This window comes from Paenibacillus sp. CB74 (assembly GCF_055687625.1).
The window spans coordinates 6,759,461-6,783,972 of the sequence record NZ_CM146009.1; the positions used below are offsets into that span (position 1 = coordinate 6,759,461).

18 protein-coding genes are annotated in these 24,512 nt (G+C 47.3%); 14 read left to right on the forward strand and 4 right to left on the reverse strand.

Features of this window, described 5'->3' with window-relative positions; translation table 11 throughout:
* The first annotated feature begins 301 nt into the window (after positions 1-301).
* Positions 302-841: a DUF4303 domain-containing protein gene (locus ACX9NY_RS29815; protein WP_472476609.1), complete on the forward strand. Its 540-nt coding sequence runs from the start codon at positions 302-304 to the stop codon at positions 839-841.
* 165 nt (positions 842-1,006) lie between these two features.
* On the opposite strand, the gene ACX9NY_RS29820 is transcribed toward ACX9NY_RS29815, so the two are convergent.
* The gene (locus ACX9NY_RS29820; RefSeq protein ID WP_472476611.1) at positions 1,007-1,357 is read right to left on the reverse strand and encodes a hypothetical protein; all 351 of its coding nucleotides are present in this window, start codon (positions 1,355-1,357) and stop codon (positions 1,007-1,009) included.
* Between the two features lie 227 nt (positions 1,358-1,584).
* Here ACX9NY_RS29820 and ACX9NY_RS29825 point away from each other — a divergent pair, with 227 nt between their 5' ends.
* The 4 genes from ACX9NY_RS29825 (at position 1,585) to ACX9NY_RS29840 (ending at position 4,879) form a co-directional block, all read left to right on the forward strand.
* The gene (locus ACX9NY_RS29825; RefSeq protein ID WP_017692537.1) at positions 1,585-2,448 is read left to right on the forward strand and encodes a MurR/RpiR family transcriptional regulator; all 864 of its coding nucleotides are present in this window, start codon (positions 1,585-1,587) and stop codon (positions 2,446-2,448) included.
* A 4-nt stretch (positions 2,449-2,452) separates the two neighbouring features.
* Positions 2,453-3,181 (forward strand): glucosamine-6-phosphate deaminase, encoded by a 729-nt coding sequence (gene nagB, locus ACX9NY_RS29830; protein ID WP_221820902.1) that lies wholly within the window; start codon positions 2,453-2,455, stop codon positions 3,179-3,181.
* Positions 3,178-4,392, forward strand: coding sequence for an N-acetylglucosamine-6-phosphate deacetylase (gene nagA, locus ACX9NY_RS29835; RefSeq protein WP_339237221.1), 1,215 nt, complete (start codon positions 3,178-3,180; stop codon positions 4,390-4,392). The genes nagB and nagA overlap by 4 nt, the downstream gene beginning before the upstream one ends.
* A 115-nt stretch (positions 4,393-4,507) precedes the next feature.
* Positions 4,508-4,879, forward strand: coding sequence for a hypothetical protein (locus ACX9NY_RS29840; RefSeq protein WP_339237218.1), 372 nt, complete (start codon positions 4,508-4,510; stop codon positions 4,877-4,879).
* 586 nt (positions 4,880-5,465) lie between these two features.
* On the opposite strand, the gene ACX9NY_RS29845 is transcribed toward ACX9NY_RS29840, so the two are convergent.
* From ACX9NY_RS29845 to ACX9NY_RS29855, 3 genes are all read right to left on the reverse strand, one after another.
* Entirely contained in the window at positions 5,466-7,052 is a 1,587-nt protein-coding gene (locus ACX9NY_RS29845) for an oleate hydratase (protein ID WP_472476615.1), read from the reverse strand.
* A 153-nt stretch (positions 7,053-7,205) separates the two neighbouring features.
* Positions 7,206-7,781: a TetR-like C-terminal domain-containing protein gene (locus tag ACX9NY_RS29850; RefSeq protein ID WP_342570926.1), complete on the reverse strand. Its 576-nt coding sequence runs from the start codon at positions 7,779-7,781 to the stop codon at positions 7,206-7,208.
* A 656-nt stretch (positions 7,782-8,437) separates the two neighbouring features.
* Positions 8,438-9,793, reverse strand: a complete 1,356-nt coding sequence (locus tag ACX9NY_RS29855) for a dipeptidase (RefSeq protein WP_339237208.1) — start codon at positions 9,791-9,793, stop codon at positions 8,438-8,440.
* 215 nt (positions 9,794-10,008) lie between these two features.
* Here ACX9NY_RS29855 and ACX9NY_RS29860 point away from each other — a divergent pair, with 215 nt between their 5' ends.
* The 9 genes from ACX9NY_RS29860 (at position 10,009) to ACX9NY_RS29900 (ending at position 24,393) form a co-directional block, all read left to right on the forward strand.
* Complete coding sequence (locus ACX9NY_RS29860; protein ID WP_472476618.1) at positions 10,009-12,414, forward strand: AraC family transcriptional regulator; 2,406 nt, start codon at positions 10,009-10,011, stop codon at positions 12,412-12,414.
* A gap of 332 nt (positions 12,415-12,746) precedes the next feature.
* Positions 12,747-13,676, forward strand: a complete 930-nt coding sequence (locus ACX9NY_RS29865) for an ABC transporter permease (RefSeq protein WP_339243194.1) — start codon at positions 12,747-12,749, stop codon at positions 13,674-13,676.
* 12 nt (positions 13,677-13,688) lie between these two features.
* Positions 13,689-14,576 carry a carbohydrate ABC transporter permease gene (locus tag ACX9NY_RS29870; RefSeq protein ID WP_472476620.1) on the forward strand — a complete coding sequence of 296 codons (888 nt, stop codon included), beginning with the start codon at positions 13,689-13,691 and terminating at the stop codon, positions 14,574-14,576.
* 18 nt (positions 14,577-14,594) lie between these two features.
* A complete protein-coding gene (locus ACX9NY_RS29875; RefSeq protein WP_472476621.1) occupies positions 14,595-16,100 on the forward strand; it encodes an extracellular solute-binding protein in 1,506 nt (501 codons plus the stop codon).
* 44 nt (positions 16,101-16,144) lie between these two features.
* Positions 16,145-19,498, forward strand: a complete 3,354-nt coding sequence (locus ACX9NY_RS29880; protein ID WP_472476622.1) for a glycosyl hydrolase — start codon at positions 16,145-16,147, stop codon at positions 19,496-19,498.
* 17 nt (positions 19,499-19,515) lie between these two features.
* Entirely contained in the window at positions 19,516-20,337 is an 822-nt protein-coding gene (locus tag ACX9NY_RS29885) for a polysaccharide deacetylase family protein (protein WP_339257081.1), read from the forward strand.
* Between the two features lie 56 nt (positions 20,338-20,393).
* Positions 20,394-22,553, forward strand: a complete 2,160-nt coding sequence (locus ACX9NY_RS29890; RefSeq protein WP_472476623.1) for a glycoside hydrolase family 88/105 protein — start codon at positions 20,394-20,396, stop codon at positions 22,551-22,553.
* A 334-nt stretch (positions 22,554-22,887) separates the two neighbouring features.
* A complete protein-coding gene (locus ACX9NY_RS29895; RefSeq protein ID WP_339237191.1) occupies positions 22,888-23,154 on the forward strand; it encodes a CD3324 family protein in 267 nt (88 codons plus the stop codon).
* Positions 23,155-23,310: 156 nt separating this feature from the next.
* Positions 23,311-24,393 carry a nucleotidyltransferase domain-containing protein gene (locus tag ACX9NY_RS29900; RefSeq protein ID WP_472476624.1) on the forward strand — a complete coding sequence of 361 codons (1,083 nt, stop codon included), beginning with the start codon at positions 23,311-23,313 and terminating at the stop codon, positions 24,391-24,393.
* The last annotated feature ends 119 nt before the right edge of the window (positions 24,394-24,512 follow it).

Sequence of the window (24,512 nt, forward strand, 5' to 3'; positions counted from 1 at the left end):
ATATATGAAGTAGATAAGAGATTGTAGGTAAGGCTTTGAAGTGAAACAATAGCTTGAACAAATTGGTTGAGATTTTTTTGTACTACATCTATATAAGTTAAACTACATATTTACACTAGAACGGAGAGGGCAGAAATGACCTGAAAAAGCGGAGCGGTCGCCTTTATCCGCAGATTTCCACTTTTAAAAAGTGATACAAGAAATCTGGGGATAACAGTGATCAGAAGGTTATTCTGTCAGCGAAGTGGCAAGTGTAACGATTCGGTATTCAACTTATATAAAACATGAAAGGATGAGCTGAATGGAACGTTTCTTAAGTGAATTTGAAAAACAATTTAGAGCGGGGTTTCTACCCGATCTGGAACAGACGCTGGCTAAAGTGCAACATGAGAAAGTATATGCTTGTGCATTTGGAACGGACAGTGATTGGGTAACGCTGTTTATGGCGGTGAATACCGAGGAATCCCTGGCAACGCACATTTCGAGAATGAAAGAGCAAGGGCTATGCGACAGTGAGGAGGACGAGATCTATTACAGATGGGGCTGCTCCGAATATCAGTATGGCGAGGATACGCACTTTAACCACATCAGCCGATTGTTGTATGCAACAGAAGAGGTTCGGGAGTATAAGAATGAGATCATTCGAATCATCGCTAAAGTCGTGAATGAGACAGCCGATGACGTTTTTGCTCGGTATGGACAAACTAAAGCAGACATTACCTTCTTTGTTTCCCTCACAGATGACGATCTGGCGGAGGAGATTGAGAATCAATCGGTTCACCAAATGACGGTACCCGGCTTAGTCAGCACGTTCCTAGAACGATATGATGACATGAATTAGAACGAGTTAACTTGAGTTGAGTTTTGAGTTAAATGCAAATTAAATGAAAACGAATTGAATTTTAATACCGCGAAAGTCTTTCCTAATTCTTTATTTTATCTAAAGAAGGGGAGAGGCTTTTTTGTTTTAGCATGAAAAATAAATAACCTAATTCATATCACTTTATCACGTCTGATTCCTATTCATTCGAATAAACGTCCTCCATCTTTTCTTCGAAAATGGCTGATAAAAGAGCTGCTCCAGTTCCTCGAACTGTGCTTCATTCAGATGAAGATGGAGCGCTCTTTTCGCTATTTTGGCGGCAGGCGTGGAAGAAGATTTCCGTCCTCCAGCTTTTCGTTTGATCGGAATATGAAATTGCAGCAGGTCTTCAAAGTGATTCCAGCCTTCCCAACTGAGCCGACCTCCGCGTTTCCAGTCGATGGCATAGAGGGCATAATAGGCGTGTCCTTCTGTTGGTTTGCTAGCAATAATCCAGATGGAAGGAGTAAGTTTTTTCCGTTGTCTTCGATTCATTGAATGGCTCCTTTTTTTAATACGATCATATCTCGATTCTCAATATAAAGGATACCTATGATGTGTATCAAGCAGGTGAGTGTCTATACAAGTTCACTATCATTGCGAAAGTCGTGAGAAATTGCTCTTGATTTGCAGGATCGTCTTGATTAGAATGAAGTTATAAAAATGATTTTCTTATTTATTTAAAAATATATAAAAATAATTTTCATACAAGTGAGGTCCTTATGGCAGCCATATTACGTGCGTTGCAGCAAGAACTGAATAACCTTCCGTCTCAGGAGCGACGTATTGCCGAAGTCATTATGCAATCTCCGTCGGACATTCCCGGCTGGACGATTAGTCATCTGGCAGAGCAGAGTGGCACAAGTGCGGCGACGGTGACCCGCTTTTGCAAGTCGTTTCATTTCAAAGGTTTCCCCGATTTCAAAATGAAGCTCGCCGCAGAATTGTCCCACGCTTCTGATGAAACGGCGTATCAGGACATTGTAGCGGGCAATTCACTATCCAAAATTGTTGAAGCGATCGAAGCCAATCACCTCGCGTCTATTGCTGATACTACCCGTTTGCTGGATCTGGGCAGATTGGAGCAGGCGGTGCAATTATTGTGCCAGGCTCGCCGTATTGATCTGTACGGTGTGGCGACCTCGTCGATTGTGACACAGGATTTCTATCAGAAGTTGGTGAGGATTGGCAAAAGTTGTACTGCTTTCTCAGACTCCCATATGCAGATCACATCCGCATCTTCGCTCGCTGAGGGGGATGTCGCAATGGCCGTATCCTATTCAGGCGAAACACCCGAAACCATTGATGCCCTGCATTGTGCCAAACAAGCCGGAGCTTCTACGATTTCACTGACTTCCTATGGAAGTAATACACTCGCAACGGTATCTGATATCCCACTGTTCACCTCTTCTCTGGAAGAGGGCATGAGGCGTGGAGATATGGCTTCACGTATTGCACTGCTGCATGTGGTCGATATTTTGTTCACAGGCATGGTAAGTGCCGACTTCGACCGTTTTATCCCGAGACTGGAACAATCCTATCACAACGTGCAGTCCTATCGCGTACAACACAACGGAGGTGCTTAAACAGATGAATATACGTATTTTTGAAAATGAAGAAGATTTGAATGCCACAGGTGCAGGAGTCATCGCAAGTTTATTGCAGACCAAACCACGTGCAGTCCTCGGACTTGCAACGGGAAGTTCGCCTGTAGGCATATATAAACAGCTTATCACGTTGTACCAGAAGGGACTGGTCAGCTTCTCGCAGGCTTCTTCATTCAATCTGGATGAGTATGTAGGACTTCCAACAGAGCATCGCGAAAGTTACCGCAGTTTCATGAACGAACAATTATTTCATCATATCGATATGGATCTTGCGAGAACGCATGTACCTGATGGTCAGGCTGCCGATCTGGAACAGGAATGTAAGTCTTATGAACAGCGCTTGGATGATCGTGGACCCGTGGATCTGCAACTGCTGGGCATTGGACATAATGGTCACATTGGCTTCAATGAACCGGGAACTGAACTTACAGGACGAACACATGTTGTGGATCTGAAAGAAGAGACACGTAAGGCAAATGCACGTTTCTTCGACAGCATCGATGAGGTTCCGGCTCAGGCGATTACGATGGGTGTTGGTACCATTTTGAAAGCCAAACAGATTCTGCTCATTGCCCGTGGGGAGGAAAAAGCCGAGATTATTCGCGAAGCGTTCATGGGCCCAATTACAACGGCCTGTCCTGCATCGCTATTGCAATGTCATCCAAATGTGGTGGTATTGCTGGACCGTGCAGCAGGGAGGCTGGTGAGATGACCGGAGCGAATAATCATGAACCTGGGAGCCAGCGTGAACAAAATATTTCTCTTCTTCGGGGCAAGCTGCTCCTTTCCAATGAGATATTGGAAGACGGTGTATTAGCCTGGAGGGATGGAAAAATCCTTTATGCTGGGGTACCGGAAGGTCTGCCTGAACAGATTCGGAGAGAAGCTTTGCAACTGTCTGTACCGGACCATGGCCTCATTGTGCCTGGATTCATTGATATCCATGTGCATGGTGGGAACGGAGAAGACTTTATGGATGCAAGCCCGGAGGTGTTGGACAAGATCACTTCTTTTCATAGTACGCAGGGAACAACAGCGATGCTTGCGACTTCCATGACCGCTCCGAAAGAGCGACTGGACAGCGTACTTGCTGAAGTAGCTCGTTATCGTTCCGGTGAGATGCCGTATGCACAGCTTGAGGGTGTGCACCTGGAAGGTCCGTTTTTCAGTCCGAAATGGCCTGGTGCGCAAAATCCCGAACATATCATTCTACCTGATGTATCCTGGCTTGAAACATGGGAGAAGCAATATCCCGGCCTAATCCGTCAAGTTACGTTGGCACCGGAACGTGAAGGCGCACTGGAAGTCATCTCGTGGCTGCGTGAACAGCGGATTACAGCGGCACTCGGCCACACCGATGCGACCTATGAAGAGGTGGAGCGAGCAGTTGAAGCCGGACTTCATCATGCGGTGCATACGTTTAATGCGATGACACCGCTGCATCACCGGCTACCGGGAGCTGCCGGAGCGGTGCTAAGTGATCCGCGTATCAGTGCTGAGGTGATTGCCGATGGTATTCACGTGCACCCTGCGGCGATTTCCATCCTCGCTCAATTGAAGCAACATAATGATCAACTCGTGTTGATCACAGATGCCATGTCTGCTGCGGGATTGGATGACGGGGAATACAAGATCGGCGACCTGCCCGTCATCGTGAAGCACGGTGAGGCCAGACTGAAGGACGGCGGCGCACTGGCCGGAAGCACACTGACGATGATTCGCGGTTTCCGTTACCTGGTACAGGAAGTTGGCTTGAGTCTGAACGCTGCATCACGTGCAGCAAGTCTGACCCCCGCACGCCTGCTGGGCATTGATCACCGGACAGGTTCCCTGGCTCAGGGAAAACAGGCAGATATCGTTTTGCTGAATGCGGAGCTGGATATTGAGGGTGTGTGGGTGAAGGGCAGACGGGTCGGCGAGTAAGTTGTAGCGTGGACATGTTTGCGGAGAGGCAAGAGAGGCAACAGCTTGCGTATTATGTTAAAATAGATCTCAAAAAGACGGGATCTGCGGATCACGCATAACGGAGGCGTGAAACATGGAACGTAACGCTATGCTCGAACATGATCCGTTCATCACAGTGTTGGCGGAGAAGTTGCACATACACGGATACTATGCCTTTTATGGCGAGCATTACAATGAAACCGATATGGAGCAGTACCGCAAGCATCTGTTCACATCATTCAGCAACATCGTGTGGGTAGAGCTAGATGCACGCAAAAAGTATATGATTGTCGATCATCGTGGCCGCAACACGGTCATGAAACTGATCGAAGGTATGCTGAACACCCGTAGAACATTACGAGCGAATCAGGCCATGTCGGGGACTGATACTTCTGGCGTCCAACAGGAGATCGCACATTTCTCCAAACTTGTGCACATGCTGAAGTTTACGACTTTCCGCACATAAGCGCGATGGGTAACAATGAAAAAATGAAAAGTAACACCAAGAATAATAAGAACAACCACATGAGTATACATGAGCAACACGGAAGCATGATAAGTCAGGTTTCAATAAAGTACGGACTAGGATCTCGACAATAAGACATGACAACGAGTGCCTCTCATACGTAATAATCTCTGAAGGGACGCTCAGTTCTAACGAACCTGCGAAGTCTTATTTCCAAGATTTTGCTGTGATACAAAATGTAACGAATCTCAGACACGCTATGTAATGAAAATGAGCGATATTACGTTACAAAACTATGCTTAGACTCAAAATAAGGCGCCTACGATTCGTTAGATTCTCAAACCTGCGAAATTTCGAGCAATAAGGCCTTTAAGGTTCTTTAGACGACAGTTGGCAATCTTGATGGAGATTATGTGTGTGGCTTCATACTCAACGAAATAGAGATTTCTGTCATCACTGACGGAAATCTCTATTTGCCTTATAAAAAACCTTTCAATCCGGCATCAGACGTTACACCAACATTAACTTATTGACTGGTTCGACGAAAATCAAGCTTCTGTTATTTCGCAATCCTCATGCTAAACAGTTATCTAAACGAAGTCACAAAACTGCTGAACAGCGTCCGAACATCATACTGGTACTGGTTAATTGGCTCAATTGGACGGTTCTCTCCGAGAAGAGTGTAGACGGCGATCCGTGCTGCCCGGACCGAATATTCTTCCGTGAATACCACATCATCGGGAATCTCGCAGAATTGGCTAATAAAGGCCAGGTTAGTGGAGCCCTCAGGCACAACTTTTGGTCTGTCGCTGTTCAGTCTAGGCATAAATTGGGCAGTGATGTAAGGCATCATGCATGGAATGCAGTTGGCGGTAGCCATGATCGCCTCTTGATGTTCCTGAAAATGAAGATGGCCGATCAACTCCTGCATAATTTCTTCCCCGGTACAATCACTCATTCTTTTCTTCACGTAGTCGCCAACATTATCCGGGTATAATCCGTATCCCCAGAACACCTTGACATGCTCCGGCTGACCACGGAAATGTGGTTGGAAGGCCAGAACGACAGACATGAACCAACTGGAATCCTTGAAAGTAACCAGAGCGCCGGTACCTGCCCGGTTGCGTGTGAATTTCTCCATCAGATCAAAGAAGACCGAATCCTGGAAGGTGACCGTAAACGACTCCCATTTGGACTCATGCACATGATCATTAAATGAAGAGGGATTACCCAGCATCGGTTTCTTGGCGGCAATGTTCTCCCACAGCTTCCATGAGCTGCCCTTGCCGTTCAGTTTCGGTGCAGAAGTCATGGAGCCGAGGTCGGCCCCTTCGGTCATCGAGCCATTGGTGACAATGACCAGATCGCCTTCGTGGATGTCAATGACCTCCTCTTTACCTCCCTTGAGCACATGCATCCGACTTACCGTAATGCCGTCGCCCTCTTTGAAGTCCAGATCGGTGACAGTACATTTCAGCGTGAAATCTACGCCAAACGGTTCCAGATAGTTATACAGTGGCAGGATAATTGAGTCATATTGGTTGAACGGTGTGCGGGTGACACCTTCCAGCGTCTGAATTCTTGGGAATTCGTGAAAAAAGCGAAGCATGTATCTTTTGAATTCCACGGCGCTGTGCCAAGGTTGGAAGGCAAAGGTGGTCGCCCACATATACCAGAAGTTCGTTTGGAAAAAGTGAGGGCCAAACCAGTCGTTGATTCGCAGTTTACCCAGCGTGTCTTCAGGAGTAATAATCAGCTTGCCCATCGCCAGACGATCCGCCATATCAAAACCCATGGAGAGCACATCCTCGACCTTGCCGTCACGGTTGATGAGCCGTGCATTAGAATGTGTGGGATTGGCATCGTCAAATTCGGTAATTTCCTGTCGGACAGATATGCCCGGACGGTCGATGGAAGGGATGGACGCCAACAACTCCCATAGATTTTCATAAGCCTCGTCATTGAGCATTCGACCGCCGCGGATGATATATCCTTGATCGGGATTACCAGCCCCATCATTGCTACCACCGAGAATCGGCATTTCTTCGATAATGTGAATGTGTTCTCCTGGAAAGCCACAATCTCTGACTAGATAAGCTGCACCCGCCAATGATGCAATACCGCCGCCTACAAAATAGACCCGTTTATTACCGTGTTCTTTCTTCACGATCATTCGCCTCCAAAAGGTACTGTAGTCACATCCCTAATGTAAACCTTGCAGGTCCCGTAAGGTATGATCAAAAGAATAGGTATGTCTGGTTTTTAGTCACTTTTGGAAAAATGTCTAAAACCTAGAGTTAGATTGTATGCAAAAAAGCCGCGCATCCTAATCGGATGGCAGCTTATTCTCATACCTATGCAATGCCTTCAGGACATTACCTTCGATCAGCTCACTGAGCTTTTCAATAATCTGTTTTGGCGGTTCTTGCATATTACCCCTCATCCACTGAATGATTAGCCCGGTGAAGGCCAGGGTATAGAAGTTGGCGATAAACTCTTTGTCTTCACTGCGGACCTTTATCCCACAGGCTAGCTCATCAATCACACCCATAATCAGATCATGCGTTACTTCATAGAGGTATGTATCCAGGTGGGTGCGACCGAGCGAGTCGAGTGTATTGCAGCAGAATGATTTATTGTTCTCGATGTAACAAAAGATTTTATAGAATCCGTCCGTCCATGTGCTGTAGCTTCGGTATTCCGTAAGGCTCTCCACCGCTTCAGTCTGATAGATCCATCCAAGCAGCGCGTAAATATCCTGAAAATGATAATAAAAGGTTTGCCGATTCAATCCGCAATGATCCACCAGATGTTTGACCGTAATCTTGTTCAGCGGAGTATGCTCCATCAGTGATTTGAGCGAGTGAGCCAGCGCATGTTTGGTTAGGTGAGAAGCAGACACAATAATCACCTCATCATTTTGAATTAGCTTGCGAGAGAAAATCAATCTAAAAGAACTGATAAGCCGACGCGCAGGTTATCTCCAATACACTGAACCATTAAAACCGAGACCCCGTCTATAAAATCAATCATAGGAAGCACTAAAACGAGTGATGGAGAGGAAAATAAAAAAATCCCGAAGAACATCGTTTTTGTCTCTATCACACAAACCTTTACTAATGCCCGCCATCATGAAAGGTAGCCTTTGGAAAACTGGAACAACACTCAAGAAAGAAAAAAAATACAACATTACAAAGGAAACAAAGGAAACAAATAAACAAAGAATTAAAACAAAATCAAATAAAAAAAGAACGACCCGAAGGCCGTCCTTTTACTGTCCCTATTACCTAACCCATATAAATAGTTAGGCTCAATCTTAAAATCAGTCTGCGAGAGCTGCAACGTAGTGTAGGGGACGAAATCGATTCTGAAGAAGCGGAGCGTTCGCCTAAAAGCTTTCTGCAAGAAAGCTACTTCGGAAGCATATGCTATCCCCGGATTTCTCCCTTTAGAAAGGGAATCAAGGAAATCCGACGATAACAGCGATCGAAAGAACGATTCGGCACCGGAACGTCACGTCCGCACGCTCTCAGTATGAACTGGTTTTAAACGTGATGATTACAAACTCTTCAAGAACTGAACAATCGTCAACAACCCTTTATCAAAGTTCTCCAGGTTGAAGTGCTCGTTCGGTGCATGCAGATTCTCATCCGGCAAACCAAAGCCCATCATCACAGCAGGGATTTCGAGTACACGTGAGAGCTTCTCAACAATTGGAATGGAACCGCCATCTTTGGTAAAGAGGGCACGAACGCCATACACATGCTCATATGCATCTGCCGCTTTTTGCAGAATGGGATTGGCAGGATCGATATTGAAAGCAAAAGCTTTCTCGATCTGTTTCACATGCAGGGTTGCACCCGGTTGAACGTGAGCGCGCAGATGTGCTTCGATACGATCCAATACATGTTGTGGGTCTTGGTCCGCTACGAGGCGGCAGGTGATTTTGGCATGAGCTTCCTTCGGAATAACCGTTTTGCTGCCTTCGCCCTGGAAACCACCCCATACCCCATTCAGTTCCAATGTTGGACGAGCGCCAACACGTTCCACGAACGAATAACCTTCTTCGCCGTACAATTGCTCCAGTCCGAGGTCTTGACGAAGCTGTTCTTCATTGAAGCCCTGTTTCACAAATTCTTCTCTCATCTCAGGAGACAGTGGCAGAACGCCATCGTAAAATCCATCTACACTTACACGGCCTTGCTCATCATGCAACGATGCGAGCAGGGATACGAGTGCATGAAGTGCGTTGGGTACACCACCACCAAATGAACCGGAGTGCAAGTCGGTATTGGCTGTGTTCAGATCCACGTGAAGCGAACATAGACCACGCAGGCCAGTGGAGATCGCCGGTTTCCCTTTTTCAAGCAGGGACGTATCCGAGATCAGTATCATGTCTGCACGCAGCTTGTCCGTATTGTCATTCAGATAGATGGGCAGGTTCGGACTGGAGATTTCCTCTTCACCTTCGATACAGAACTTGATGTTAACCGGAAGTTCTTTGTTTTCGGCGAGAATGGCTTCTACAGCCTTGATATGTAGGAAGATCTGTCCTTTGTCATCCGTTGCACCACGAGCGAACAGCTTGCCATCACGAATGGTAGGTTCGAAAGGAGGCGTGTCCCACAGATTAAGGGGATCTACAGGTTGTACATCATAATGACCATAGATCAGAGCTGTCGGTTTGCCGGGTGCATGCAGGTGATCTGCATAGACAATCGGATGTCCAGCCGTTGGAATGACCTCTACGTTTTCCATGCCTGCACGTGTGAGCGCATCTGCTGCCCATTGTGCTGCACGATTAACATCCTCTTTATGCTCAGAAATGGCGGAGATACTTGGAATGGATAACCATTCATTCAGTTCTGCCAGGTGTTTTTCTCTATTTTGTTCAAAGTAAGTCTGTTCTTTCATTAAAAAGGCCTCCTTGATGTTTGCTTTATCTCATTGTAATCCATTTTGTCATGTTAATAAAACATTGGTTAAAAAAATGATCGGTTACAGATCATTTCATTCACCTGATGATTATGCGTATAATACAAGAAAAGGATTTCATCCATATATTCTCAAGGGAGTTGAGGAAGTTTCCATGACAGTCAGACCCGATGCAAGCAGGCAGGTGAGTAGCGATGGAACCGACGAGGAATGATCGAATATTGGGCAGATTCAAGCGGTTATCCGATTTCAAAGCAGGAAGACATAAAGGACGATTTTATCGAAACAGCCTTATGCTTATTTTACTCATTGCCAGTATTCCCGGGTTAATCACAGGTATCGTGATGTATCAACAGGTGGTTGGCCGGATGGAAACCGAATTCAATCGGATGCATCAGAACCAGATCGAGAATCGGGCACGCAATGTGGATGATCAACTGGCCTATCTGGAGATGAACTTATCTCATTGGGCTTTTGAACCGAGGTTTGGCAATGCGTTACGAACGCTGGATTTTGTGTATTATTTTAATGAAACGCAGGAGATCGTCACTACATTATATGTACTACAAGGTTCCCACCCGTTGATCAAGTCAGCACAGCTATATTTGCAGGAACCGAAGCCGATCTTGTTTAATCGGGATTATAACGAGTTGAATGATGATGCCAAAGTACAAGCGTATGATCGTTATCTCTCCATGGGCAACCACGTGTACTGGACAGACTGGGTTTCGGGCATCAACCGAGATACCGCCCCTTCGACCAACAATAGTCTACTGCATACGGATGCAGGCAATGCACTCGTTCTCGTACATAAGATCCCAGGGGAGAGCATGAATCCATTTGGTGCACTGATTATTACGCTGGATAACGAGAAAGTCGCCAGTTTATTGAAAACGCTTACGCCTTATGATGAAGGTTTAACGTTCCTTATGGATCAGGAAGGCAACACACTGGTTACAGGGAATCCGGGAACGGCGGGGGAGACTTCTGCTTTTGAACAGCAGCTAAAAAAAGAAGTGGCCCTGCATGCCGATAGCCGCTCATTCCTGTTCCGATATGAGGATCAGACCTATTCTGTCTCGTATGGCTCGTTGAGTCGGATTGATTCGGACTGGACGTACGTCTCCGCAGCACCTTTGACCTCAGTCACTTCGCCCGTCAAGCTGGTATCCAAGATCATCGTCATTGCGAGTGCAGGCAGTCTCATCCTGGGATTGTTGTTATCCTGGTTTGCTTCCCGCCGCATCTATTCGCCTGTAGCACGGATGCTGCACCTGCTTACGCCTGGCAGAAACGAAACTACACCAACGGATGAGAAGCTGGACGAGTTTGAGCTGCTGGAGCAACAATGGAACGAACTGACCTCCCGCAGTGTAACGGCACATCGCCAGTTGCAGGAGCAGCTTCCCCATCTGCGCGACAGCTTTGTCTTACAACTTGTGCAGGGACATTTATATGCCTATAACGAGCAGGATCTCCAGCAGCGGATGCGTCATCTCGGATTTGAGTTGGAGGGTCAGCAGTATTTGCTGGTGCAGATGTATTTTACGGGATACGAGCAGCTGCAAGGCAGATTCGGAAGCCAGGACAAGGGTTTAGTCACCTTTGCAGCAGTGAATATCACACAGGAAGTGGCAAAAAATCATTTCAGGCAGATCAGTGTCATGAACTTTCATGACCTGTCTTCCGCCATGCTTGTGATCGCTCCTCAGGACGAACCTGTGAAGTCACAAGCGATGTTATGGGGACAGGAGCTCGTGGAGGTGATTGGACGAACGCTCAAAATGAAGGTGACCTTGATGATCAGCCGCCCAGCAGCTTCACTTCAGGAACTGCCCGGACGATTCGTCGAGATGGAACAGGCCGTGGCATATCGCAGTGTGGAGGAAGGAAGTCAGATACTCGATCTGGAGGATGAGGCGTGTTTCCACAGAAACGAAGCAGCTTCCTATCCGCTTGGACTGGAACGTGAGTTGCTGCAGGCGATCAGGCTGGGCAAGCAGGACGAAGCGGAACGTGTGCTGGAACAATTCATGAGCGAGATTACGCGGACGGGTAGTACCGAATTTCAGGTGCAGCAGATGATGCTGCAATTACTCGGCAGTATTCAGCACATGATGCTGCAAACGGGAGTGACACCTTATAAGCTGTTTGGTGGTTGCAACATGTATGAACGGCTATCCGGTATTCGTGAACCTTTTCAGATGAGACAATGGATGATGAATGAGGTATTCACACCGTATATCCAAGAGATTGAAGCACGATCCCAGGAACCGCTGAAACAGGTGGTGGAACGTACAATGTTGTATATCGATACCCATTATCGTAGCGATATTTCGCTGGAAAACTGCGCTGACGCGGAGCAGATGACACCCTATGCACTGAGCAAGGCATTCAAACAGGTATCAGGCATCAATTTTATTGATTATCTGACACGTGTGAGAATGGATGCGGCGAAGCAATTGTTAAGGGAGACAACGATGAAAATCAATGATGTTGCGGCGGCTGTGGGCTATCAGCATAGTTATTTTAATCGGATCTTCAAGAAACAGGAGGGCATTACCCCGAGTCAGTATCGCGAACAATGGTTTGGACAATAACCGTTCATCCGTCTGTCATTTCTGACCGGCATCCAGCATTAGCGGATGTCGTTTTTTTCTTTTTTTACCGTCATACAAAGAAGGATAAACCTGCAAAAATGTGCAATTCTATCTGCTACGATATGTCCAATATCAAGGAAGAATGGCGTTATAGCGGGCTTCTAGACCATCAAGTCGTAGCGATGCAAAAAATGAAGGTTGCCGGAAAAAGAAGGGCTGTATAGTCTGAGTATCAGGATTATTGATAACGCTTACATAACTAGGGGAGGGGAGACATGATGAAGGGGAAGACAGACTGGAACACCAACGCCACTGCCACTGCTCAAGCGGATATGGCAACAAGGCCCATGAGACGAGAGTCGAACTGGAAAAGGCAGATCCAACGAAACAAATGGTTATATGTGCTTGTGCTTCCCGGCTTTTTGTACTTTGTCATCTTTAAATACTTGCCCATGTGGGGAATCATCATTGCTTTTCAGGACTACCAGCCTTTTCTGGGCATCCGGGAGAGCAACTGGGTGGGGCTGGAGAACTTTACGAACTTTTTCTCCAACCCGGACTTCTTCCGACTATTACGCAATACGCTGGTCCTTGCGCTGTATGATCTGATCTTCTTTTTCCCGGCACCCATCATTATCGCTTTGTTATTAAATGAAATTCGGGTTGCATTCTTCAAAAGAACCATTCAAACGCTGGTCTATGTACCCCACTTTGTATCCATGGTGATTATCGCGAGTATCACGTACGTGTTTCTGACCCCGCAGGGCGGAGTCTTATATGATCTGATCGCCTGGATTACAGGCAAACCTATTGATGTGCTCTCCAGTCCGGGTTCGTTCCGACCACTCATTATTGTTCAGATGATGTGGAAAGAGATGGGGTGGGGCACAATTATCTTCCTGGCGGCCCTCGCCGGTGTGGATACGGAACAGTATGAAGCCTCCATTGTGGATGGCGCAGGACGATTGCGGCGAATGTGGCATATTACGCTTCCCGCGATTCGTACGACCATAGTCATCTTGCTCATTCTCAGACTGGGAAACTTTCTGGATACCGGATTTGAGCAGATCTATCTCATGACCAACTCCCTCAACCGGGATGTCGCAGACGTATTTGATACGTATGTGTACACGGTGGGGATTACGCAAGGGGCTTTCAGTTACAGTACCGCTGTTGGACTATTCAAGTCTGTGGTGGGCATCATTTTGGTGCTTGGCAGTAATAAACTTGCGAAAAAATTCGGTCACCCCGGAATTTATTAAGGAGGAGCGCCCATGAACAGCCGTCTATACAACAGCCCTGCCGGCAAGGTATTTGATATCTTCAATTACGTCATGCTGGGGATTCTGGGCATATTAACTGTCCTTCCTTTCCTGTATATTATAGGGAATTCTTTCGCAACGGAAGCCGAGATCACCGAACGGAGTTTTTTCCTTATTCCGAAGGTATTTTCTTTCAGTGCATATGAGTATATTTTCTCTTCTTCCACGATCTTTCGCAGCATTGGCGTTTCCATCTTCATCACGGTGGCAGGCACACTGGTGAATCTGTTCTTCACCTTAACGATGGCTTATCCACTATCCAGAACTGACTTCTGGGGCCGTAACGTCATGATGAACATGGTGATCTTCTCCATGTTATTCGGCGGTGGCATGATCCCGACGTATCTCGTTATTCGTGGACTGGGACTGCTCGATTCTTACTGGGCCCTTATGCTTCCTGGCGCGATCAGCGCGTTTAACTTAATAGTAGTCAAAAACTTTTTTCAGCAAATGCCGCCAGGGCTGGAGGAAGCGGCCCGCATCGACGGCTGTTCGGATCTCGGCGTGCTGTGGCGAATCGTACTGCCTTTATCGAAGCCGGTCATTGCCACGTTTGCCTTGTTTTACGCCGTGGGACATTGGAACAACTTTTTCTCGGCACTTCTGTACATTTCCGACAGTGACAAATGGCCGCTGCAGGTCATGCTGAGACAGATCGTATTGCTCTCGCAAGCCAGTGTCGGAGATATGGCAAACATGGACCCTAATTTTGTACAGCCACCAGAGCAGTCGATCAAAATGGCGGTAATCGTTGTAGGTACGATTCCAATTTTGCTGGTGTATCCGTTTTTGCAGAAGCATTTTGCCAAAGGTGTCATGTTAGGTTCAATCAAAGGCTAAAGCCAAGGGGGAGAACGTATGGGACAAAAAACGGGATTCAAAAAAGGTGCATTGCTACTCTCTGCGTCACTGGTACTTAGTACAATTCTGGGCGCATGCTCCACGGACAAGGCAGATTCAGGAACTGCTGCGGGTGGCACCGATCAGCTCACGATTATGCTGCCGAACTTTGAAGCGGAGAATCCGCCGGACAACAGCCCTGTGATTCAGAAGCTGGAGGAATTGACCAAGGTTGATGTCAATCTGCAATGGGTGCCCAGCAGTTCCTATGAGGACAAATTCAATATCACACTGGCTTCGGGCAAACTTCCGCAAATTATGGTCGTATTGGGTAAATCCCCAAGCTTTATCAATGCAGCCCGGACAGGGGCATTCTGGGAACTGGGTCCTTATCTGAAGGACTATCCAAATCTGAGCCAGATGAATGAAATCATCACCAACAATGCCTCTATCGATGGCAAAACGTATGGGATATATCGGGCTCGCCCTCTGGGACGTAATGGGGTGACTATCCGTAAGGACTGGCTGGAGAATCTGGGGCTGGAAGAGCCGAAGACGATTGATGAATTTTACAATGTATTGAAAGCGTTCACGAAGGATGACCCGGACGGTAACGGAAAGGATGATACGTACGGTCTGGTAGCCAGCAAATTCACGGGACCGTGGGATAACATGCAGGTATGGTTCGGTGCCCCCAACAAATGGGGAGAGGATGGCAACGGGGGTCTAATCCCTGCACATGAGACACCGGAATACATGGAAGCCCTGAAATTTTTCCGTCAGATCTACAGCGAGGGTCTGGTGAACAAGGACTTTGCCGTGATGGATGCAACGAAACTGCCTGATCCATTTGTGAATGGGCAAGCGGGTGTCATGGTGGATGTAGCAGATAATGCCCAGCGCATGGACCAGAAGATACTGGATAAAGATCCGAATGCGACAGGACGTGTCGATGTGCTGCAAGCCATGGAAGGTCCGAAGGGGCTGCGTGATATGCCAACGTCCGGATATTCCGGAATGATTGCCATCTCCAAAGGCAGTGTCAAAACGGAAGAGGAACTGAAGAAGGTACTGCGCTTCCTGGACCAACTCAATGAACCAGAATTGCAGGCGCTGCTTGGGAATGGACTGGAAGGCAAGCAGTATGAGAAAAAAGAAAACTACATCATTCCTTCCACTGACAAGCTTGCTCTCCGCGATCTGCAGGGCTTGAATCAGATATTGATGTTTGTACCGGAGGACAAAACCCTTCGCGTGCAACAGACACCTGTCCGTGAAAAAGTTGCACAGGTACAGAAAGCCAACGAAGAGATTGTCATTGCCAATCCTGGCGAACCGCTGATCTCTGATGTTTATGCTCAGAAAGGGCCGCAGCTGGACAATATCATTAACGATGCACGTATCAAATATATTGTAGGTCAGATTGATGAGAAAGGATTCGAAGATGCTGTTACCCTGTGGAAGAACAACGGCGGAGATGATTATGTGAAAGAAGTCAATGAACTGTACGCTGCACTGAAGTAGTTGGAGACCAACGATACTCTTGAACAGGCAGGGAGGAAGGCGACATGTGGAACGGGGATGCATTTAGTAATCCCGAGGCGCAGTACCGGGTTCATCCCTTTTGGTTCTGGAACGGGGATATGGAAGAAGAACAGATGAAGCGGCAGGTGGCTGAGATGGCCGTGCAAGGCGTGGGTGGATTCTTTATCTGTCCACGTCAAGGACTGCAAATTCCCTATCTCTCCGAAGCGTGGTTTGATAAGGTGCGGATTGCAGTGGAAGCGGCGGCCGCTCACGGCATGCAGGTATGGTTATATGACGAGTATCCTTATCCGAGTGGAATGGCTGGCGGGGAAGTGACTCTTGATTTTCCTGAAGCCAAGCAGCGTCAGCTCATCCATCATCAACTGATGGTTCAGGGCGGAGAAGCTGTGAATCTGGAGCTGCCATGGGGACGAGTCTTGGTTGCCAAGGCAATTCCCAAGGATGCACAGGGCAAACGGTTGTGGCATGAATTCATTGACTTGCGAAATAAAATTGGCAATATCCAGACGGACCAGGTGTATCAGGAGACCGGACTCACCTCGTATAACCGGAAGAGGTTCTTCACCTACCAAACAGCGTTTCGATTGTTGTGGGATGTGCCCGAGGGTGATTGGGAGTTGATTATATTTCAAGAGATGGAGATCGATGATTTCAAATATTACGGCAACTTTGTTGATCCTTGCCATAAGGAAGCGATGAGTCGTTTTATTGAACTGACACATGAGCGTTATAAGGCAGCGGTTGGAGATCAATTTGAGAGCGTAATCAAAGGCATGTTCTCGGATGAGATCGCACCGCTGGGCCGTATCCCCTGGTCCCAACAGCTTCCCTGTTATTTCAGTGAGCGTTGTGGTTATAGTCTGATCGATTCGCTACCGGCCCTGTTATATGCTGATGTTCCGGACGCGTACCGGATTCGGTATGACTACTATCAGTCCCTGCATCTGCTTCTCAGGGAGTCCTATCACAAACAGGTGCATGATTGGTGTGAGGAAGCAGGAATCAATTACGCGGCTGAGGTACCTGGCGTACGGATGACCACCCAGTTGTTCAGCCATATGCCAGGCGGTGATTCAGCACATGAGAAAATCGGACGATCCTTATCGTGGATTCTGGAACGATATGGCCAAAAGATGCGTGACAATCCCAAGATGGTCAGTTCGCTTGCCAGACAACTGGGCCGAAGCCGCAATCTGATTGAATGTTTCCACAGTGTAGGCTGGTCCATGACGCTACAGGATGCCAAGTGGATGATTGACCGCATGGCCGCCATGGGCACCAATTTCTATAATTTTCACGCCTTTTTTTATACAATCGGTGGGCTTGCGAAGCATGATGCACCGCCGTCTCAATTTTTGCAAAATCCCTACTGGAAGCATTTCCGGCAGTTGGGGGATTACACCGGACGGTTGAGCTATCTCATGAGCACCGGAGCAGCAGACATTCGTATTGCTGTACTTGACCCAACGACGACATTCTGGAGTCTGATGGGTAATCCGCTGCATGGATTCGAGTATAGCGGCGAAGACGAAGCAGAACGGGTGCAATTGAATCGTCTGACGAAGGACTGGATGCGAATCACGACCCATCTGCTCGAAAACAGACGTGACTATGACCACCTTGATCCCGAATTGCTGGCTGAAGCTGACTTAACGGATGGTATCATTCAGATTGGCGTTGCCCGTTATGACGTATTGATTCTGCCACCGATGCTGAATCTGGAGATCGCGGCCTGGGAACAGGTGAAGCGATTCGTTCAGCAGGGAGGGACCGCCATTTCTGTTGGGATGCCTCCGCATATTGCTATCCAGCCGGGAAGTCCGGAGGGAGATGAAGCTGCCCAGTTCTTTGGTGCGGGCGAGCAGCCGCAAGAGGTGTACTGGGGCCGTAGCGTGACAACCGATCACGATAACCGTGAAACCATGTGGCATCAAGGTGAGGGGAATGCCTATTTTCTACCCGCAGGAACAGGGCAGGGAGATGACTTTTCGCTGGAGCTAATCTCTCTCCTGCTCGATCAGGTATTGCCTGAACCCATCTGCTGGATCATGGAGGAGGAAAGTGCCTCTCTGCTGATGCACACCCGTCAATTGTCGGCTAGGGAGCATATGGTTTTTTTGACCAATCAGGAGGGGCAGGAATTAAGAGGGCAATTGAAGCTGGTCGCCAGACAGCTGTGGGATGGAGCGGAGCTGACAGATGGTGCTTGTCTCGTGGCAGAACGACTTGATCTGGAGACGGGACAGCTTCAGGCACTGCCATATACGAGTAGTGGCGGGGAATGGTGCATCACACTAACGCTGGCGCCTTACGAAGCGCATGCTGTACGCCTTACTTTACAACCAGTGAAGGTAGAGACGGGACTAGGGAAGGTGGATGTAGCAGACCCAATAAATTCGACATTCCAAACGGATGTTTCAGCAGAAGTGAAGCAAGCCACTAAGATCAGTATTCCTGCGGAGGGACCATGGCGACTGGAAACGGTGCAGCCTAACATCCTGCGAATGGGACAATTCCATCTTCAGGCAACCAATGCTAACGGAATAATACTGGAAAGCCAGCATGTAGCTGTGAAACCGTTTATTGATCAGGCAGCAGAATTATCGGAGCAGCAGCATCTGCCAGTCCAGTTTAGTCAGGTATTTGGCACACCGAAAAAGGCATCCGTTGCTTACCCGATCGAGTGCCGTTATACGACCACATTTGAGCTAAGAACGGCGTTACCTGCATGCCTGTTATTCCTGGATAAAGCGACGATTTCGGGCAGTTGGTCGATGGAGATTAATGGGCAACCACTTGAAAAAGAACAATTCGATCCAATCGAAATAACCGACCACAATAATATCGCTTGTGATATTACGGAATGGCTACACAGCGGTCTCAATGAAATGACGGTGATTGTGCAGGTGACCAAAGATGAGGATGGTATCGTTGATCCCTTATATCTGCAAGGGAGATTCGGGGTGGAGTTTCATCATGAAGGCATCGCTTCGCTCGTGCGGGAGTCAGACACAGCCCTTCGCATCGGACCTGAACCTCAGCCGCTGTATCCTCATTTTGCCGGGGAAATGAGTTATAAACGCACGTTCTGGCTGGATGAGCCAGGGGAAGATATTACTTCGTTTGAAATGGAATTTAGCGATTGGCGTGTGCAGGATGTGGTGGAAGTGCGGGTGAACGGACATAGTCTGGGTGTGAGATGCTGGTCTCCGTATCGCTGGAAGGGAGAGGCCTCCTGGTTGCGTTGGGGAGACAACGACATTGAAGTGCGGATTACGAATACATTGATCGGCCTGCTGGAAGGTACGTATTTTGATTCGGAACATCATCAATTACAGGATGCAGGTCATGTACCTGTTGAAGAATTAGGATAAAGGAGTGGAAGTAAGGGATGGGACATCGTATTCAGTTTGACCGCTATCCAGGTGGTGTGATGAAAGCGTTAACGCTAAGTTATGACGACGGAGTGGTGCATGATCGCAGACTGGTGGAAATCTGTAATCGGTATGGTCTACGGGGAACCTTTAATCTGAACTCCGGTACCCTGGGTAATCCAGGACGTATTGAGGCGTGGGAAGTTGCTGAACTGTATGCGGGTCATGAAGTGGCCGTTCACACGGTTACTCACCCTACGCTGCCTTATGTTCCGAATGAACTATTGACCGAAGAGATTATCGAGGACCGAAAAGCGTTGGAGAAGCTCGTCGGTTATCCGGTACGAGGCATGGCTTATCCCAATGGAGGATACGACCGTACGTTAAGTACAAAGCTTGCGTGGCTCGGCATCGACTATGCTCGTACCGTTGAATCTCATGGCAAATACACACTGCCAGACCGGCCGCTTGAATGGCATCCGACCTGTCATCATAACCATGATCTGGCGGGGCATGCTGAACGTTTTATCCAACATTCCAAAACAGGTACACCACTATTACTCTACGTCTGGGGCCACAGTTATGAGTTCAATGATAACGACAACTGGGAGATCATCGAACAGTTTGGTGAGCAGATTGGTCGCAGGAACGACATCTGGTACGCCACGAACATCGAAGTGATTGCCTATTGGAAAGCGGTGCAACGACTGGAGTGTTCAGCCGATCGATCCATCATTCATAATCCGTCTGCCATCCCGGTTTGGTTCACGGCAGATCAGCAGGTAGTTGAAGTGCAGGGTGGGGAGACATTGCGGCTAAGCGAACGAATCAAGGTATAAGGAAGGGGCTGACGATCATTCGTTATTTCCATGAGAACGAGGCGATTGCAGGCAAGGTGTACGATTCAATTCCGGATATATTGACCACGGTGGCTCAGCGTTATATTGGCGATCACCCGCAACAATCCTTTTTGTTCAGAGCTTATCATCAGGGAGGTTTTCGCAGACTGGGGGATTATCGCTACGACCTGAATCTGAATGAGAAATGTGCAGAGGCGCGTACAGGGCAGTACGTGTATGTATGGGGCAAGTTATGGAGCGAGCAGAATGCAACGTTAAATACAGGCCTGAACTGTTATAGTCCAGTAATGATCTATGTGAACGGAGAAGAGGTATTCAAGTCCGAGTTGTTGCAGGAATTATTTCCCGAGCGAAGAACCCAGATTCCGATTTCCGTTCACTATGGCTGGAATGATGTGTTGCTGTGTTTTGTCAAAACAGAAGTGGGATTCGGCGGTATCTACGGAACAGCCTCTTTCAAAAATTTCCCGCTGCACTTCCTTACTCCTGGGACAGATCGTCAGGGTCAGGAAGGCTGGTTATATTCAGAACCTGTCGATGAACCTGTACTATCTCTTCCTCGTGATGGCATGGCGGAAGAAGAAACAGGTCTTATCTGGTATCCAAGCAGGAACTGGACAGGGGAGGAACAGAGCAAGGGTTCATTTGCACGCATCTATGGTACGGAACAACCTGCTGTGGCCTATGCATGGACGAGGCTGGATGTAACCTTACCAGGATCATCGCCAATTATTTTAAAAGGCAATCATGATGGTGCTTTGACTCTGTATGTAGATGGCAAGGAAATATACTCTGCTGGAAGCAGTGCTAAATTGCACGTTGAACTCCCGCGCCGTTACGGTTCTTGGGATCTGGTCGTGAAAGGTGAAATCCAGGCACAAGGTGGCTCATGGGGATTCACGTTGGAAGATGACGTAAGTTCGGATTCCACAGGTTGGAGACTAAAATCACCTCATCCGGTTGCGGGGTGCTCTGACCCCTGGCTGTACACAGGTGCGTTTGTTCCCGGCGCTGAGCCATCCCATACCGACATCGTGCGAACAGATACCGTGTTTGATAATGGAGCACAAGGTGTCTATTGGCGGGTAGACCTGCCCGACACTCATGTTCGTCCCTATCTGGAGAACACACATTACGGAAAGTGGAATTATCCACTTGGTGTTACCCTGCTTGGACTGCTCCAGACGGGACAGGAATTGGGACGGGACGATTACATTCAGTATGTACGGCAACATATTGAACTGAGCACTTCATTTGATCGTTATGGTCTGTGGGATCGGGAAGCATACGGTGCGGCAGGGATCAATAATCAACTGTCTGCCATCGACAGTCTGGATGATTGCGGTTCGTTTGGATCTACGCTGCTTGCTGCGATGGAGTTGGGCGATATTCGTGGGGGAAGAGATACCGCGGATCGGATTGCGGGTTACATAACGGATGAGCAGGAACGTCTGGAGGATGGCGCCTTTTACCGGGTTCGCGGCAGTGGGGAGATGCGTCAGGAGACGATGTGGTGTGATGACTTGTACATGAGCACACCATTTCTGATGCGTTATGGTAAGTTGACAGGAGATAGCGCGTACTGGGATGATGCGATCAATCAATTCCTGATGTTCCGCAAATACCTATACCTTCCCGAACAACAGATCATGTCCCATGTGTATGATTTTGTGCGTGGTCGGGCAACAGGTATTCCATGGGGACGCGGGAACGGGTGGGTGCTCTTTTCATTGACCGAACTGTTAACGATCTTGCCACATGATCATGCGAAGCGGCCGGAACTGTTACGTTTCTATCGTGATCTAAGTCAAGGTTATCTGGCACTGCAAGGGGAAAATGGACTTTGGCATCAGGTGCTGAACCGGCCGGATTCGTATGAAGAAACCTCCTGCACATCCATGTTCATCTACGCTTATGCCCGTGGTATTCGGGAAGGCTGGCTGGAACAGCCGGAGCCTTATCTGGAGGCGGTACGCAAAGGATGGGAAGGCATGACACGTTTGTCAATTGACTATAAGGGCAATGTATATGGGGTATGCCGGGGTTCCGGGTACTCGTTTACTGCCTTGTATTATCGCGATGACCTGGGATGGAATTTGAACGACACCCATGGGATTGGCATTGTGCTCTTGGCAGGTATTGAAGCACATAAGATGAACCAGCAGCTCCGTCAGAGGCATCTATCTGAGGCTTAACCAAAAAAGGATCGGATAATTACCTATAAGTATTTCAGAAAATACTTATAATTTTGGTGCCGTCAATTTGCATTAGGGCGACTCATCCGTTAAACACTTGAACAACAGGCTCTGATATAATAGCACATAACAACTATCTGTTTTCCATGGAGGTGAGGCTATTGAAAACAATCGGGGTAGGATTCTTACATGTACGGCTCTATGCAAAGCCAGTGGAGGATATGGCAATGCTTTGCATAGAGTTTAGAAACAATCATATTGCCAACGATGAATCGTAATATTCTACTGACTGGCTTTGCACCTTATTGATTTATTAAATAAGGGAGTGAGGCCCGTGAAATATTCAAAAGCCGAGTCAATTTTTCCGGAAGAATTGCTACGTATCATTCAAGAATACGTTCAAGGGGAATTGGTTTATATCCCCAAACCCAAAGAGGCACATTTAAAATGGGGCGAGAAAACGAACAGCAAGAGTAGAGTCTCTGCTCGAAACGCTGAGATTAAATCTTTATTCCACAATGGAGTCAGCATAGAGGAGTTGGCGGGGCGATATTTCTTGTCCTGCGAAAGCATAAAGAAAATTGTCTATACAAAGAACTAATGAAATCCGCTAAATCGTCCTATCGACGGTTTAGCGGATTTTGTTCAAAGATGAATTAAATCAACTTATACATAGTAACCGCACATCTAAATCGATAGACTCAAGTTAAGGTTGTTGTGATAAAGGACGGCCCGATCATACGAAGGGGTGCAACGAATGGACGAAATCATAAAGAAGAAGTTACTGGACAAAAATGAACGACTCATTAACATGGTGATTGAACGCGCAAAAAGAGATTTTATAGACGATATCGCAATTATTGGGCTTACGGGTTCATTTAGCACGGGAGACTTTCACGAGAAGAGCGATCTTGATTTAATTATCATTAATAATACAGAAAAAGGATGGGAAATATCCGATTGCTTTATCTTAGATGACGTTGGATATGACATCTATTGCACGCCATGGAATTCAAGAATACAAGAGCAATCCACTTTGGAGAGTCCCAACGTATCGAGCTTAACTGAGCTCAAAATACTCTACTATGCAAAGCCTGAGGATTTGGAGAGATTGAACGACTTCAGGCAAAAAGCACTTGATGCACTTGCGAGCCCGATAGGAGAAGCGTGTCTTGATCGAGCAAATAAATGGATCGATCTGGCTAAGCAAGCATACAGTGATACGATGCTAGGTGAAGATATCGGTTCAGTGCGACATGCATCTGCCGACGTTCTGTTTAATTTAGTCAATGCCTTGGTTAGTATGAATAACACGTGCATACAACGAGGAATCAAGCGATATTTGGAAGAGATTCGTACGTTTCGCTATGTTCCTGATGATCTCGATTCCTTATACATGTCAATCATCGAAGCTCATACCATTGAAGATATTCGAATAGCCTCCTTTAATATGTTGAATAGTGTTACGAGGTTATATAGCACGATGTGTGATAACTTCATAATTAAATCTGCTCCGACTTTTGATAATCTGAGGGGAACATATGAAGAATTGTGGTGCAACTACCGCAATAAAATTCTGAACAGTGTTATGACGAACGATGCTTCCTACGTCTTTCTTTCGGTCTATGGAGCACAAGGGTATCTTGATGAAATGGCTCTGGAGAAAGGAACTAAGAAATTTGATATTATGCAGTACTTTGATGCAAGTAATTTACCAGTTGTGAAAGAAAAGTTCCTTGAAGTGATGGATGAATATCTAGACGAATATGATAAGGTCGGCAGAAAAGTCGAACGTTTTACAACCTTCGAGCAACTATATGCCCATTATATGAATCATTGACCTTACCTTAGAGCCCTGAATAATTAACGAAAGTTCGATAAATTCAAATGAAGACAATCGATATAGTGGCTATAGATAACGAGATGAAAAAAGCGGCAATGCCCTCGGGCTTGCCGCTT